Origin of the sequence: Streptomyces sp. CB02056 (assembly GCF_001905545.1) — a bacterium.
In the GTDB taxonomy this organism is placed as follows: Bacteria; Actinomycetota; Actinomycetes; order Streptomycetales; family Streptomycetaceae; genus Kitasatospora.
Map to the genome: position 1 here is coordinate 717,558 of NZ_LIPD01000002.1, position 14,104 is coordinate 731,661.

16 protein-coding genes are annotated in these 14,104 nt (G+C 72.6%); all 16 read left to right on the plus strand.

Annotated features, from left to right (window positions below; all coding sequences use genetic code 11):
• Positions 1-325: 325 nt before the first annotated feature.
• A complete protein-coding gene (gene rpsP / locus AMK13_RS07140) occupies positions 326-754 on the plus strand; it encodes a 30S ribosomal protein S16 (protein ID WP_049650397.1) in 429 nt (142 codons plus the stop codon).
• A 2-nt stretch (positions 755-756) separates the two neighbouring features.
• Positions 757-996, plus strand: coding sequence for an RNA-binding protein (locus AMK13_RS07145; protein ID WP_030056773.1), 240 nt, complete (start codon positions 757-759; stop codon positions 994-996).
• Positions 997-1,168: 172 nt separating this feature from the next.
• Positions 1,169-1,741: a ribosome maturation factor RimM gene (rimM, locus tag AMK13_RS07150; protein WP_074001521.1), complete on the plus strand. Its 573-nt coding sequence runs from the start codon at positions 1,169-1,171 to the stop codon at positions 1,739-1,741.
• An 86-nt stretch (positions 1,742-1,827) separates the two neighbouring features.
• The gene (gene trmD, locus AMK13_RS07155) at positions 1,828-2,646 is read left to right on the plus strand and encodes a tRNA (guanosine(37)-N1)-methyltransferase TrmD (protein WP_074001584.1); all 819 of its coding nucleotides are present in this window, start codon (positions 1,828-1,830) and stop codon (positions 2,644-2,646) included.
• Between the two features lie 154 nt (positions 2,647-2,800).
• Complete coding sequence (gene rplS / locus AMK13_RS07160; RefSeq protein ID WP_030306736.1) at positions 2,801-3,151, plus strand: 50S ribosomal protein L19; 351 nt, start codon at positions 2,801-2,803, stop codon at positions 3,149-3,151.
• 78 nt (positions 3,152-3,229) lie between these two features.
• Positions 3,230-4,201: a signal peptidase I gene (gene lepB, locus AMK13_RS07165; protein WP_079271906.1), complete on the plus strand. Its 972-nt coding sequence runs from the start codon at positions 3,230-3,232 to the stop codon at positions 4,199-4,201.
• 232 nt (positions 4,202-4,433) lie between these two features.
• Entirely contained in the window at positions 4,434-5,198 is a 765-nt protein-coding gene (gene lepB / locus AMK13_RS07170) for a signal peptidase I (protein WP_074001522.1), read from the plus strand.
• 242 nt (positions 5,199-5,440) lie between these two features.
• Positions 5,441-6,448 (plus strand): signal peptidase I, encoded by a 1,008-nt coding sequence (lepB, locus tag AMK13_RS07175; RefSeq protein WP_074001523.1) that lies wholly within the window; start codon positions 5,441-5,443, stop codon positions 6,446-6,448.
• 160 nt (positions 6,449-6,608) lie between these two features.
• Positions 6,609-7,361 (plus strand): signal peptidase I, encoded by a 753-nt coding sequence (gene lepB, locus AMK13_RS07180; RefSeq protein ID WP_079271908.1) that lies wholly within the window; start codon positions 6,609-6,611, stop codon positions 7,359-7,361.
• 112 nt (positions 7,362-7,473) lie between these two features.
• Positions 7,474-7,947 (plus strand): NUDIX hydrolase, encoded by a 474-nt coding sequence (locus tag AMK13_RS07185; protein ID WP_049650392.1) that lies wholly within the window; start codon positions 7,474-7,476, stop codon positions 7,945-7,947.
• Between the two features lie 55 nt (positions 7,948-8,002).
• Positions 8,003-8,329 carry a DUF2469 domain-containing protein gene (locus tag AMK13_RS07190; RefSeq protein ID WP_030056781.1) on the plus strand — a complete coding sequence of 109 codons (327 nt, stop codon included), beginning with the start codon at positions 8,003-8,005 and terminating at the stop codon, positions 8,327-8,329.
• Positions 8,330-8,497: 168 nt separating this feature from the next.
• Positions 8,498-9,001: a YraN family protein gene (locus tag AMK13_RS07195; protein ID WP_079271927.1), complete on the plus strand. Its 504-nt coding sequence runs from the start codon at positions 8,498-8,500 to the stop codon at positions 8,999-9,001.
• 1 nt (position 9,002) lies between these two features.
• Entirely contained in the window at positions 9,003-10,718 is a 1,716-nt protein-coding gene (locus AMK13_RS07200; protein ID WP_079271909.1) for a YifB family Mg chelatase-like AAA ATPase, read from the plus strand.
• Entirely contained in the window at positions 10,715-11,911 is a 1,197-nt protein-coding gene (gene dprA, locus AMK13_RS07205) for a DNA-processing protein DprA (RefSeq protein WP_079271910.1), read from the plus strand. Before AMK13_RS07200 ends, dprA begins: the two co-directional genes overlap by 4 nt.
• 470 nt (positions 11,912-12,381) lie before the next feature.
• Complete coding sequence (whiG, locus tag AMK13_RS07210) at positions 12,382-13,305, plus strand: RNA polymerase sigma factor WhiG (RefSeq protein ID WP_241852776.1); 924 nt, start codon at positions 12,382-12,384, stop codon at positions 13,303-13,305.
• Between the two features lie 199 nt (positions 13,306-13,504).
• Positions 13,505-14,089: a TetR/AcrR family transcriptional regulator gene (locus AMK13_RS07215; RefSeq protein WP_074001588.1), complete on the plus strand. Its 585-nt coding sequence runs from the start codon at positions 13,505-13,507 to the stop codon at positions 14,087-14,089.
• Positions 14,090-14,104 lie beyond the last annotated feature (15 nt).

A 14,104-nucleotide genomic window follows, 5' to 3' on the forward strand; every position in this document is an offset into this window, starting at 1 on the left:
GTGACAGGCGGTAGCAGTACCAGGCAGTACAGGCGGTACAGGCCGTACGAGCAGTACGAGCAGTACGGAACGAGCGGTACAGCAGGACAGCGGTGATGTCTTCGGGTTGGACCGGGAGCGGGGGCTCCCGGTCGAGCCCTGACCGGGAGCCCGGTCCCGCGTACAGGCGGTTCTCGCCGATGTGGCAGAATGGACAGCTGAGTACTCGGCAGCCGAGCAGGACCCCTCTCTCCTACGGCTGGCGTGTCCCTTGAACGGTCCGCCCCGCAACCCCACGCGACGGCGAGCCCGCTCACCCACGTCAACACCAGGAGAATCCACTCCCGTGGCAGTCAAGATCAAGCTGAAGCGTCTCGGCAAGATTCGCTCCCCGCACTACCGCATCGTCGTCGCCGACGCCCGCACCAAGCGTGACGGTCGCGCGATCGAGGAGATCGGCATCTACCAGCCGACCTACAACCCCTCGAAGATCGAGGTCGACAGCGACCGCGCCCAGTACTGGCTGTCCGTCGGCGCCCAGCCGACCGAGCCGGTGCTCGCCATCCTGAAGCTGACCGGCGACTGGCAGAAGTTCAAGGGCCTGCCGGCTCCGGCTCCGCTGCTCGTTGCCGAGCCGAAGGTCGAGGACTTCTCGCACCTGTTCGCGAAGGCCGTCGCCGGCTTCGAGGACGCCACCACCGGTGTCGCCATCACCCCGAAGGCCAAGAAGTCGGACAAGGCCGAGGCCGAGTCCGACGCCGCCGCCGAGGCCTGATCGTGATCGAGGACGCCCTCGACCACCTGGTGAAGGGCATCGTCGAGCACCCCGACGAGGTGCAGGTGCGCTCGCGCAACCTGCGTCGGGGGAACACCATCGAGGTGCGAGTGCACCCCGATGACCTCGGCAAGGTGATCGGCCGGGGCGGCCGTACGGCGCGCGCTCTGCGCACCGTGGTCGGCGCCCTCGGCGGTCGCAACGTCCGGGTCGACCTGGTCGACGTGGACAACATTCGCTGACGCCGCTGCTCGTTCAGCCGTCAGGGCTTGTGAGGCCGACCGGGACGCATGTCGTCCCGGTCGGCCTTTCGCATTTCCATCAGCATTTCCGTCGCTTCATGGCTTAGCAGTCCGTCGCTTCGCAGCCCGTCGCTTTTCGTTGCGGCTCAGGAACTCCAGGAGAACGATCACCGTGCAGCTCGTCGTCGGCAAGATCGGCCGTGCCCACGGCATCAGGGGGGACGTCAGTGTCGAGGTCCGCACCGACGAGCCGGAACTCCGGCTCGGCCCCGGTGCCGTCCTGCTCACCGACCCCGCGTCGACCGGACCGCTGACCGTCGAGTCCGGCCGGGTGCACAGCGGCCGGCTGCTGCTGCGCTTCGCCGGCGTCAAGGACCGCAACGCGGCCGAGGCCCTCCGTGGGACCGTGCTCATCTCCGAGGTCGACCCGGAGGAGAGCCCCGAGGACCCGGAGGAGTACTACGACCACCAGCTGATCGGCCTGGACGTGGTGCTGCTGGACGGCACCCCGGTCGGCGAGCTGACCGAGATCGTCCACCTGCCCTACCAGGACCTGCTCACGGTCAAGAAGGCCGACGGGACGGAGGTGCTGGTGCCCTTCGTCAGCCAGATCGTGCCGACCATCGACCTGGAGAACCAGCGCGCCGTGATCACCCCGCCGCCCGGGCTGATCGACATGGAGCAGGCCGAGGTCGCGGGGACCTCCTCGGCCGAGCGCGGCGAGGACTCGGAGGAGTCGGAGTGACCGTCGAGGAGCGCGCCGGGGCGGGTGTCGAGGTCGGCGCCGATGCGGCGCCCGGCGGTGCGGTGTCCGGCGGGGTGCAGAGCGGCATGCGGATCGACGTCGTCACGATCTTCCCGGAGTACCTGGAGCCGCTGGACGTCTCGCTGGTCGGCAAGGCCCGCGCCCGCGGGCAGCTGGACGTGCACGTCCACGACCTGCGCGGATGGACCCACGACGTGCACCGCACGGTCGACGACAGCCCGTACGGCGGCGGCCCCGGCATGGTGATGAAGCCCGAGCCGTGGGGCGAGGCGCTGGACGCGGTGGTCGCCGGCGGCCCCGAGGGCCAGGTGCCCACCCTGGTCGTGCCGACCCCGAGCGGGCGCCCGTTCACCCAGGAGCTCGCCCAGGAACTGGCCGGGCGCCCCTGGCTGGCCTTCACCCCCGCCCGGTACGAGGGCATCGACCGCCGGGTGATCGAGGAAGCCGCCACCCGGATGCCGGTGGTCGAGGCCTCGATCGGCGACTACGTGCTGGCCGGCGGCGAGGTCGCCGTGCTGGTGATGGTCGAGGCGATCGCCCGACTGCTGCCTGGAGTGCTCGGCAATGCCGAGTCCCACCGCGACGACTCCTTCGCGCCGGGCGCGATGGCCGACCTGCTGGAGGGCCCGGTCTACACCAAGCCCGCCGAGTGGCGCGGCCGTACGGTGCCGGACGTGCTGCTCAGCGGCAACCACGGCAAGATCGCCCGCTGGCGCCGCGAGCAGGCCTTCGCCCGGACCCTGGCGAACCGGCCCGACCTGGTCGAGCGCTGGCAGTACGGCGCCTTCGACAAGAAGGAGCGCGAGGCGCTGAGCATCCTCGGCCTGGCCTGGGACGAGCGGCTCGGCCGATTTCGGTCCACGGCCGTTGATGTGGAAGAATAGGCGGCTGCTGTCTGTCGCTGGTTCCCTCCTGTAGGGGACACGTGGACCGGCGCCCTCGCCACGGGGGGATCGCCGTCAGCCGATGCGGCCCGCAGCGAACCCCATTGTGACGATTTTCCGTGGGCGGCCCGTGGCGCCTGCGATGGAGAGCAACATGAGCAACAAGCTCGCTGCTGTCGACGCGGCCTCGCTGCGTAGCGACATCCCGGCCTTCCGCGCCGGTGACACCCTGAAGGTTCACGTCCGGGTCATCGAGGGCAACCGCTCCCGTGTCCAGGTCTTCCAGGGCGTCGTCATCCGCCGCCACGGCGCCGGCATCGGTGAGACCTTCACCGTTCGCAAGGTCAGCTTCAACGTCGGCGTGGAGCGCACCTTCCCGGTGCACACCCCGGTCGTCGAGAAGATCGAGGTCGTGACCCGCGGTGCGGTTCGCCGCGCCAAGCTGTACTACCTGCGTGACCTCCGCGGCAAGGCCGCGAAGATCAAGGAGAAGCGCGACCGCTGATCCACCGGCCCCCGGCCTCGCCGGGGGATCGGAACGCTCTGAGGGGGCCGAGTGGCCGCAAGGTAAGCTCACCCCCCGATGAGCACGCACGAACCACCCGCGGACCGCGACGGCAGTCCCGCACCCACCGGTGCGGACTCGCTGTCGCGGTCCGCGGTCGTTTCCGCGGTTGTTTCCGGGCGCGCCGCCGAAGGCGCCGCGACGGGCGGCGTCGTCGGCGCGGAGCGCGCCGACGGGCCGGAGGCGGCCGAGGGGCCGGAGCACGCTGAGGTACTGGAGCAGGCCGAGGGCCCGGAGCGGACCGGCGGCTCCGGCGGCGACGGCTCGAGCCAGTCGGACGGGTCGGACGAGTCGGAGCAGGACGAGGAGCCCGGGCGCTCGCGTTCGCGGGACCTGCTGCTGTTGGTCGGGATCTGCCTGACGGCCCTGCTGCTGGCGAACGCCTTCGTCGCGCGTCCCTTCTCGGTGCCCTCCGGGTCGATGGAGGAGACCCTGCGCCCCGGCGACCGGCTGGTCGCGTACCAGCTCGCCTACGCCTTCGGCGGCCATCCCCAGCGGGGCGACGTCGTGGTCTTCGACGGGAGGGGCTCCTTCCTCCGCGAGTCGGCGAAGCCGCCCGGTTTCTGGGACGGCCTGCGCTCGTTCGCCCAGGACCTCGGGCTGGCCCCGGCCGGGGACACCGTCTACGTCAAGCGCGTGATCGGCGTCGGCGGGGACCGGGTGACCAGCACCGGGCCGGGCGCGCCGATCACCGTCAACGGCGTGCCGATCGACGAGACCTCCTACCTGTCCCCAGGCGACGACCCGTCGAGCGTGGCCTTCGACATCGTCGTGCCGGCCGGCAAGCTGTGGGTGATGGGCGACCACCGCAGCGCCTCCCGGGACTCCCGCGACCACCTCGGCGATCCCGGTGGCGGCTTCGTGCCCGAGAAGAAGGTGATCGGCCGGGCGGACTGGGTGGTCTACCCGTTCTCGCGCTGGACCAGCCTGGACCGGCCCGCGGCCTTCGCCGCGACTGCGGGGACAGGCGGTCATGGGGACCAGGGGTAGGGGGCGGCTCGACGACCGCCCGGCTGCCGGAGGCCCGACTGGCCCGACTGCGGGGGGACCGGCCGCAGGGGGTCCGGCTACGGCCGGTCCGGTGCGCGGTGGACCGGGGGAGGAAGGCGCGGCAGGCCGTGGACCGGCAGGGGCCCCGTCGGCGCGCGGCCGGGCCGAGCGCCGTCGCAGTGCCCGCAAGGCCGCCCGTCGGCGCAAGCGCTCGCTGGTCCGCGAAGTGCCCATGATCGTCCTGGTGGCCCTGCTGGTGGCGCTGGTGATGAAGACCTTCCTGGTCCAGGTGTTCGTGATCCCCTCGGGTTCGATGGAGCAGACCATCCTGATCGGGGACCGGGTACTGGTGGACAAGCTGACCCCCTGGTTCGGCAGTGAGCCGCAGCGCGGCGACATCGTGGTGTTCAAGGACCCGGGCGGCTGGCTGGAGCGCGACCGCAAGCCGTCCGAGGACGGCCCGGTGCTGGGCGCGGCCAAGCAGGTGCTGACCTTCGTCGGACTGCTGCCTTCCGACAACGAGCAGGACCTGATCAAGCGGGTGATCGGCGTCGGCGGGGACACCGTCGAGTGCTGCGACGCGCAGGGGCGCCTCAGCGTCAACGGCCACCCGGTGGAGGAGTCCTACCTCGCGCCCGGCAACCCGCCGTCCCGGCAGGCCTTCAGGATCCAGGTGCCGCAGGGGCGGCTGTGGGTCATGGGTGACCACCGGGACGTCTCCGCCGACTCCCGTTTCCATATGGGCAATCCGGGACAGGGGACGATCCCGCTGAGCGGCGTGGTCGGTCGCGCGTTCGTGACCGCCTGGCCGCTGGACCGCTTCCATCAACTCGATGCGCCCGGTTCACTCTCCTCTCTCGCCCGGATGCCGCAGGCCGGCGGAACTGCCGCGGGATCGGTGGGCGTTGGGCCGGTTCCTGCGGAACCGCCGCTCGTTATGGGGGTGTTGGGCATCCTTCCGCTCGTCGTTCGCCGGTCGGGGCGGCCTCCGGAGTGAGCCGCACCGGCCGCCGGCCGGACGGGCCTCGCGTGTGGGACCGCGAGCCGGATGCCTTGGAGTGATAGAGAAGTGCAGGTGCGGCCGGGAGTGGTCCCGGTCGCGGGCCGAGGCTGTGCTGGTGTCAGGGGAGTCCGCGGTGGGCAGCCCTGAGGCGTTCATGGTCGTGGTGAGCGTGGTGCCCGCTGTGCGGCACTCTGAGCGCGGGCGCGCGGGCGTCCGCACAGCAGGGAGGAGACGTTGTGGGGGATTTGGTGATCGGCGCCCGATCAGGCGCCGGAGAGCCCGAGGGCCCAGGCCGTCGGGCGGACCGGTCCACCGAGTCCGCGGCCTCCTCGGCCTCGGTCGAGGACGCGGCGGCGCAGACCGCCGACGGGCAGGGCGGTGCCGGATCGGAGGACGCCCCGGGCTCCCAGCACGCGGAGGCCGAGCCCGCGGACGGCTCGGAGTCGGAGGCTCCGTCCAAGCCGCGCAAGCAGCGCTCGTTCTGGAAGGAACTGCCGATCCTGGTCGGCATCGCGCTCATCCTCGCGCTGGTGATCAAGACGTTCTTCGTCCAGGCGTTCTCCATTCCGTCGGAATCGATGCAGAACACGCTGCAGGTCGGCGACCGCGTCCTGGTCGACAAGCTGACCCCGTGGTTCGGGGCCGAACCCGAGCGCGGTGAGGTCGTGGTGTTCCACGACCCGGGCGGCTGGCTGAGCGACGAGCCGACCCAGCAGAGCAGCAACTCCTTCCTCCGCGGTGTGCAGGACGTGCTCAGCTTCGTCGGCCTGATGCCCTCCGCCAACGAGAAGGACCTGATCAAGCGGGTCATCGCGGTCGGCGGGGACACCGTCGAGTGCGAGGGCGAGGGGCCGGTCAAGGTCAACGGCGTCGCGCTCAACGAGCCGTACGTCTACCAGGGCAACACCCCGTGCGGCGACCACCCGTTCGGCCCGGTCAAGGTGCCCAAGGACCGGATCTGGGTCATGGGCGACCACCGCGCCAACTCGCTGGACTCCCGCTTCCACATGGACCAGCCGGGCGGCGGCACCGTCCCGGTGGACAACGTGATCGGGCGTGCCTTCGTGGTGGCCTGGCCGGTCGGCCACTGGTCGACGCTGCCGGTGCCGGACACCTTCGACCAGAAGGGCCTGGCGGCGGCCGCGCCGATGGCGCCCCCCGTGGCCGGTGCGGTGGGGGCCGTCGCCCTGCTCCCGCTGGTGCGGCGGGTGCGTGGCCGGGCGGAGAGCCGCAAGGAGTCCTGAGCTCCACCGGATCGTGTTCCGCCGGGTTGCCCCCGGCTCTTGCGCGGGCCGTGGTACCGACGAGTAATCTGCTCGGACGTGCCACGGCCCGCCGGCGTTTCCGCCCGTGCCTCCGGCGTGCCAGTGGTGTTCTCCGGTCGGCCAGAGGTGGACGGTGTCGATGAGCAGTGTCGTGGAGCAGACGGCCGACCACCCGACCGCGCCCGCCCGTGCGGGCCGTCGGCCCGCCGCGGTGCTGCAGGGCGTCGCCCTGGCACTCGGGCTGGTGCTGATGGTCGGCGGCTTCGCGCTGATCGCGATCGACTACCGGCCGTACAAGATCCCCACCGCCTCGATGCACCCGACGCTGCGCGTCGGGGACACTGTGCTCGCCCGCAAGGTCGGCGGCGGCGACATCGGGCGGGGCGACGTGGTGGTCTTCCGGGACCAGGCCTGGGGCGGCGAGCTCATGGTCAAGCGGGTGGTCGCGGTCGGCGGGGACACCGTCGCCACCAGCGGGGCCGATCACCGGCTGACGGTCGACGGGCAGCCGGTGGACGAGCCCTACCTCGCGACGCAGGGCGGCCAGGGCCAGCCGTTCAGCGTGACGGTGCCGCAGGGCCGGCTGTTCCTGCTCGGCGACAACCGGGTGGGCTCGCTGGACTCCCGCACCCACCTGGAGGTGGACGGCGGGACCGTCCCGGCCGAGGCCGTCGAGGCGAGGGTCGAGGCCACCGTGCTGCCCTTCGGCCGGACGGGCCTGCTCGACCGGGTCACGGACTTCGACGGCTTCGCGGGCCCGAAGGCCTCGCAGCCGGGGCCGCTGGAGCCCTCCGCCTACGCCGCCGTCGCGGGCGCGGCGCTGATCCTCGTGACCTCCGCGGTGGGCGGGGTGGCGGGTCTGGGCCGCCGGCTCCGGGGGCGCAGCTCCTGAGCGGGGCCGTCGCCCCGCGGGCCGCTCTGCCGAACATCGCCCCGGACGACCGCGCCGGGTGGCAGGATCGGTAGCGCCACCGATGCGAACGGAAGGAGCGTGGAGCGCCGCCATGACAGCACGGCGCCGCAGAGCGGCGCGGATCCTGCTGCTGGACGGGCTGGACCGCATCCTCCTCTTCCTGGGGGCCGACCCGGCCACTCCGGGGGAGACGTGGTGGTTCACGCCCGGGGGAGGCTTGGAGGCGGGGGAGGACGTGCGGGAGGCCGCCGAGCGGGAGCTCGCCGAGGAGACCGGCCTGCGGGGTGTGGACCTGGGGCCCTTGGTGGCGTACGGCACGGTGTCGTTCTCCTTTCAGGGACAGCGCTACGAGCAGGAGCAGTGGTTCCACCTGGCCCGGACCACGGAGACGGTGCTGGACCACTCGGGCATGGGCGCCGACGAGCACGCCCAGTTGCTCGCGGCGCGTTGGTGGACGGTCGAGGAACTGAGGGGGACCGCCGAGACGGTCTATCCGGTCGGTCTGGCGGACTTCCTGGAGCGGCTGCTGGTCGAGGGCCCGCCGGTGGACCCGGTACGGCTCTGACCGTGGGTGCGGTGGTCCACAATGGGTGGACGTGACAAGTTGAGGGGACGCCTGGATGAGTGCCGAAGATCTCGAGAAGTACGAGACCGAGATGGAGCTCAAGCTCTACCGGGAGTACCGGGACGTCGTCGGCCTGTTCAAGTACGTGATCGAGACCGAACGACGGTTCTACCTCACCAACGACTACGAGCTGCAGGTGCACTCGGTCCAGGGCGAGGTGTTCTTCGAGGTGTCGATGGCGGATGCGTGGGTCTGGGACATGTACCGGCCGGCCCGGTTCGTCCGCAAGGTCCGGGTGCTGACCTTCAAGGACGTGAACATCGAGGAACTCGCGAAGAGCGATCTGGAGCTGCCCTCGGACGAGTCCGGCTTCGGGAACTGACGTTGGACGACTCCGTCCCGCGTTGTCCAGCCGAATTTCGCGGGAACAGGGCTTCTCACCCCTGCGGGTGACAGGAGTTGTCCACAGGTCCGAGTTATCCACAGGGAACGGGAATTCCCGGGCCTCGCCGTGCGCGTTGGGGCAGCCTCCTCGGCGGAGGTGGTCACCATGCAGCACACCGTCGTGCAGGACCAGGCCGTACCGGACACGGCCGCAGCCGGGAAGGCCCCGCGGGCGATCCCGGACCGCAGCACCAGGAACGGGCTCGGCCGGTACGGGGAGCGGGTCGCCGCCCGCCGCCTCGCGGAGGCCGGGCTCCGCATCCTGGACCTCAACTGGCGCTGCGCCGAGGGCGAGCTGGACATCGTCGCCCTCGACGGCGACACCGTGGCGGTCTGCGAGGTGAAGACCCGCTCCGAGCGGGGTTTCCAGCAGCCGACCGAGGCCATCGACCGGGCCAAGGCCGCCCGGCTGCAACGCCTGGCCGAGCGCTGGATGGCCGAGCGCTGGCCCGATCACTTCGCCCGGCTGGCCGGCCCCGGCTACGACCCGGGGCCCACCGATCCACAGTGGCCTCCCGCCCCACCGGGCGGGGTGCGGATCGACCTGGTCGCGGTGGTCAACCGGGCGCGGGGTGCGGCCCTGGTCGACCACCTGCGGGGGGTGGTCTGAGATGGCCTTCGCCCGTACCTGTTCCGTCGCGCTCGTCGGCGTCGACGGAGTGATCGTCGAGGTCCAGGCCGATCTGGAGCCCGGGGTGGCCGCGTTCACCCTGGTCGGCCTGCCCGACAAGGCGCTCACCGAGGCCCGCGACCGGGTCCGTGCCGCGGTCGTGAACAGCGGTGAGGCCTGGCCGCAGCGGAAGCTGACGGTCGGTCTCAGCCCCGCCTCGGTGCCCAAGAGCGGCAGCGGCTTCGACCTCGCGGTGGCCTGCGCCGTGCTGGCCGCCGCCGAACGGCTCGACCCCTCCGCCATCGCCGACCTGCTGATCATCGGCGAGCTGGGGCTGGACGGCCGGGTGCGGCCGGTCAGAGGGGTGCTGCCGTCGGTGCTGGCCGCCGCCGACGCCGGGTACCAGCGGGTCGTGGTCGCCGAGCAGACCGCACCCGAGGCCTCGCTCGTCCCCGGGGTGACGGTGATCGGCGTCCGCAGCCTGCGCCAGCTCGTCGCCATCCTGACCGGCGCGGCGGCACCGGAGGAGCCGCCCGATCCGATCGGGGGCAGGCCCGATCCGCTGATGGCCGGCCTGATGCTGCCCAGCGCCGGCGTGCGGGGCCTGCCCGACGACAGGGCGGCCCGGCTGGACATGGCCGACGTGGCCGGCCAGTACGAGGCCCGACGGGCGCTGGAGATCGCCGCGGCCGGAGGGCACCACCTCTACCTGAAGGGCCCGCCGGGCGCGGGCAAGACGATGCTGGCGGAGCGGTTGCCCGCGCTGCTCCCGCCGCTGACCCAGAAGGAGGCGCTGGAGGTCACCGCCGTCCACTCGGTGGCGGGGCTGCTCCCGGCCGGGCGCCCACTGATCGACACCGCGCCCTACTGTGCCCCACACCACTCCACGACGATGCCGGCCATCGTCGGCGGCGGCAGTGGTATGCCGAGACCGGGAGCGGTCTCGCTGGCCCACCGGGGCGTGCTCTTCCTGGACGAGGCACCGGAGTTCCCGGTCCGGGTGCTCGACGCGCTGCGCCAGCCGCTGGAGTCGGGCGAGGTGGTGATCGCCCGCTCGGCCGGATCACTGCGGCTCCCGGCCCGCTTCCTGCTCTGCCTGGCGGCCAACCCCTGTCCGTGCGGCCGGTATTCGCGGCGGGGCGAGGGCTGTGAGTGCACCCCCGCCATGGTCAGCCGCTACCAGGGGCGGCTCTCCGGGCCGCTGCTGGACCGGGTCGACCTCCAGGTCCAGGTGGCCCCGGTGACCAGGGTCGAGCTCATGGAACGGGACACCACGGCGGAGACCACCGAGACCGTCGCGGCCCGGGTGCTGGCCGCGCGGGAGCGGGCGGCGGCCCGGCTGGCGAACACCCCGTGGCGGACCAACGCGGAGGTCCCGGGCCACGAGCTGCGCACCCGCTGGCAGCTCACGGCCGGCGCACTCAACGACGCCGCACGGCAGTTGGAGCGGGGGCTGCTGACCGCCCGGGGCCTGGACCGGGTGCTCCGGGTCGCCTGGACGGTGGCCGACCTCGCCGGCCGCGACCGGCCGGACCAACGGGACGTGCGCACCGCCCTGGTCCTGCGCACCGGGGTGGAGCACGGACTGCCGCTGACCGAGCGGGTCTTCGGGCGGCTCGGTGGGATCCCGGCCCAGCGCGCCAGCCCGGACGGCGACTTGTCCGGGGAGCCCGAGGCGCCTGACGAGCGTTCGCGAAACCAGAAGGGTGAGGCATGAACCAGTTGCTGAGGCAACCTCGAATTCCCGGTGGTTCCGATGCCGGGCCCGGCCCCGGGGCCACCACCGAGACCGAGCCGGAACGCCTCGCCCGGGTGCTGCTCGGCCGACTCAGCGAGCCGGGGGACGCGGTGGTCGGTCGATGGCTCGCTCAACTTCCCGCCGTCGACGTGGTGAAGGCGATCCGGGACGGGACGGTGCCAGACCACCCGGGACTGGACGCCACCCGACTGTCCGGGTACCAGGCGCGGCTTCCGGGGCTGGACCCGCGGATGGACCTGAAACGGGTACGGGACGTCGGTGGGCGGTTCATCATTCCGGGGGATACGGAATGGCCCAGCCAACTCGACGACCTGGGTGACGGACGCCCGATCGGGCTCTGGGTGACGGGCACCGGCTCGCTGCGGCTGCTCGCGCTCCGCTCGGTCGCGATGGTGGGCTCCCGCGCCTGTACGGCCTACGGCGCCCACGTCGCGGGGGAGCTGTCCGCCCAACTGGCCGAACGCGGCTGGGTGGTCGTCTCCGGAGCCGCCTACGGGATCGACGCGGCCGCGCACCGCGGGGCGCTCGCGGTCGGTGGGACGACCGCCGCCGTACTCGCCTGCGGCGTCGACGTGGCCTATCCCAAGGGCAACGCCGAACTGATCCGGCGGATCGGCGTCCAGGGCCTGCTGGTCAGCGAACTCCCGCCCGGGGATCACCCGAACCGCTTCCGCTTCGTCCTCCGCAACCGGGTCATCGCGGCGCTCACCCGGGGGACGGTGGTGGTCGAGGCGGCGGTGCGCAGCGGAGCCCTGAGCACGGCCCGACGGGCGCGGGACCTCAACCGCCACACCATGGGCGTCGCGGGCCCGGTGACCTCGGAGCTCTCCGCCGGGGTGCACGCCCTGATCCGCAGCGGCGGTGCCACCCTGGTCACCGACGCGGCCGAGATCACCGAGCTGATCGGGGCGATCGGGGAGGACCTCGCGCCGCAGCGCAGCGGCCCGGTGCTCCCGCGCGACCTGCTGGAGCCGGCGGTGGCCCGGGTGCTGGAGGCCGTACCGGCGACGGCGGAGGGCGCGCCGGTCGAGCGGCTGGCCCGGCAGTCCGGCCTCCCGCCGGACGAAGTCCTGCAACGGCTCTACGAGCTGGGGTCGCTCGGCTACGTGGAGCGGCACGGCGCGCACTGGCGCGTGGTGCGGAGGAGGTGAGCACTGGAACCGGGAACACGTTTGGGTAGAGGGAACGCACGTTGGATCCGCCCGGCTGACCTGCCGATCCGGTTCTGCTGTCCGTCGCCCGGATCCGGTGTGCGAACGCCACCGGATCGGGGGACGACCGAGTGGCGGTAGCGCTTTGCAGTGAGTTGGTCACGCTACGCTCCACATGCCTTCCCTATCAGCACATGACTCGGCAGAACGGCGCAGACCAACGCATGCCCACACACATTCCCGGACACAGAGTGACCGGTGGCGCTCGGTCCTCGGGAGGGCCGCGGACCGAGCGGCGCCCCGCGTCCGACTACCCGTCCAAGTCGGCGGGGACGATGGGAGGCCTGTCCCGCCAGGGCGGGCGGCCGACGGTGGTGCCCCAGCCTACGGATGCGGCCCGGGGTGCCGAGCCGGCCCCGGGCGCCGGCGCGGCCGACCTCGACGGCGCGCCTGTCGGGGCGCCCGCCGGTGTGCCCCCCGGCGCGGTCGCGGCCGGCGCGCCCCGGCCGCCCGGCAGTGCGCCGGCCCGGGGCGCCACCTCTCCGGCGCTCGCCTCGCCGGTGTCCCCGCTCCGCCGGGAGAAGGCGGCGGACGGCGGCCAGGGGCAGGATGTCCGGGAGGTCGCGGCCCAGGGGCGCACCGCCCTCGAAGAGCTCTGGCGCTCCTACAAGGAGACCGGGGACCAGCGGCTGCGGGAGCAGCTGATCCTCCACTACTCACCGCTCGTCAAGTACGTGGCGGGGCGGGTCGGGGTCGGCCTGCCCTCCAACGTCGAACAGGCGGACTTCGTCTCCTCGGGGGTCTTCGGACTGATCGACGCGATCGAGAAGTTCGACATCGACCGCGCCATCAAGTTCGAGACCTACGCGATCAGCCGTATCCGGGGCGCGATCATCGACGAGCTGCGCGCCCTGGACTGGATCCCGCGCTCGGTGCGGCAGAAGGCGAAGGCGGTCGAGCGGACGTACGCGACGCTGGAGGCCCGGCTGCGCCGGACGCCGCACGAGCCCGAGGTCGCGGCCGAGATGGGCATCGCGATCGAGGACCTGCACGCCATCTTCAGCCAGCTGTCGCTCGCCAACGTGGTCGCGCTGGACGAACTGCTCCACCCGGTGGGGGAGGGCGGCGACCGGCTGAGCCTGATGGACACCCTGGTCGACCACGGTGCGGACAACCCGGTCGAGGTGGCCGAGGACCGCGAGCTGCGCAGACTGCTGGCCCAGGCGGTCAACACCCTCCCCGAGCGGGAGAAGACGGTGGTGACGCTCTACTACTACGAGGGCCTCACCCTCGCCGAGATCGGGCAGGTGCTGGGGGTGACGGAGAGTCGGGTGAGTCAGATCCACACCAAGTCCGTCCTCCAGCTGCGCGCCAAGCTGTCGGACATCCGGTAGGGCGCCGACGACAAGGGCGCCGGCAGCCGGGGACCGACAGCAAGGGCGCCGGCAGCGAAGGTGCCGGCCGGAGGGGTGTCTGCCGTCGGTCGTCAGAAGCCGGTCGCCGGGCCCGGGCCCCGTTCCGATGCGCGGCGCCGTACCGGCCGGAGGTAGGGCTCCGTACAGTGGGACCGTGCCGAAGATCCGAGCGGCCACGGTGGCCGAGCATCGCCAGCTCCAGCGGGCAGCCCTCCTCGATGCTGCCCGCATCCTGCTGACCGAGGGTGGCATGGAGGCCCTGACCTTCCCCGCGCTCGCGGCGCGCGCCGGGCTGGCGCGCTCCTCGGTCTACGAGTACTTCCGCTCCCGCGCCGCCGTGGTCGAGGCGCTCTGTGAGGTGGACCTCCCGCTCTGGGCGGCCGAGATCGAGGCCGGGATGGCGAGCTGCGACACCGCGGTCGAGCGGATCGAGGCCTACGTCCGGGGCCAGCTGGCACTGGCCGCCGACCCCCGGCACCGCGCGGTGGTGGCGATCTCGGCGCTGGAGCTCGACGAGGCCGCGCGTGAGCGGATCAGGGCGGCGCACGGCAGGCTGGCCGGTCTGGTCGGCCGGACGCTGGAGGAACTCGGCCACGAGCAGCCCCGGCTCGCCGCGGCCCTGGTCCAGGGCGTCGTAGAGGCGGCGACCCGCAGGGCCGAGCAGGCCGCGACCGGGGGCCGCGCCGGCTGTGCGACCGAGAGCCCCGAGGAGATCGCCGACGCCGCCGTCGCGATGGTGCTGCGCGGGCTCGTCCGTCCCTGAGCCCGGCTCCGGGCC

What these genes read in the sequence shown, in the direction of transcription:
- dprA (WP_079271910.1), top strand. Translation starts at nt 10,715, where the DNA reads ATGAACCAGTTGCTGAGGCAACCTCGAATTCCCGGTGGTTCCGATGCC.
- AMK13_RS07200 (WP_079271909.1), top strand. Translation starts at nt 9,003, where the DNA reads ATGGCCTTCGCCCGTACCTGTTCCGTCGCGCTCGTCGGCGTCGACGGA.
- lepB (WP_079271906.1), top strand. Translation starts at nt 3,230, where the DNA reads ATGAGCACGCACGAACCACCCGCGGACCGCGACGGCAGTCCCGCACCC.
- lepB (WP_079271908.1), top strand. Translation starts at nt 6,609, where the DNA reads ATGAGCAGTGTCGTGGAGCAGACGGCCGACCACCCGACCGCGCCCGCC.
- trmD (WP_074001584.1), top strand. Translation starts at nt 1,828, where the DNA reads ATGCGGATCGACGTCGTCACGATCTTCCCGGAGTACCTGGAGCCGCTG.
- AMK13_RS07185 (WP_049650392.1), top strand. Translation starts at nt 7,474, where the DNA reads ATGACAGCACGGCGCCGCAGAGCGGCGCGGATCCTGCTGCTGGACGGG.
- rplS (WP_030306736.1), top strand. Translation starts at nt 2,801, where the DNA reads ATGAGCAACAAGCTCGCTGCTGTCGACGCGGCCTCGCTGCGTAGCGAC.
- AMK13_RS07195 (WP_079271927.1), top strand. Translation starts at nt 8,498, where the DNA reads ATGCAGCACACCGTCGTGCAGGACCAGGCCGTACCGGACACGGCCGCA.
- lepB (WP_074001522.1), top strand. Translation starts at nt 4,434, where the DNA reads ATGATCGTCCTGGTGGCCCTGCTGGTGGCGCTGGTGATGAAGACCTTC.
- AMK13_RS07190 (WP_030056781.1), top strand. Translation starts at nt 8,003, where the DNA reads ATGAGTGCCGAAGATCTCGAGAAGTACGAGACCGAGATGGAGCTCAAG.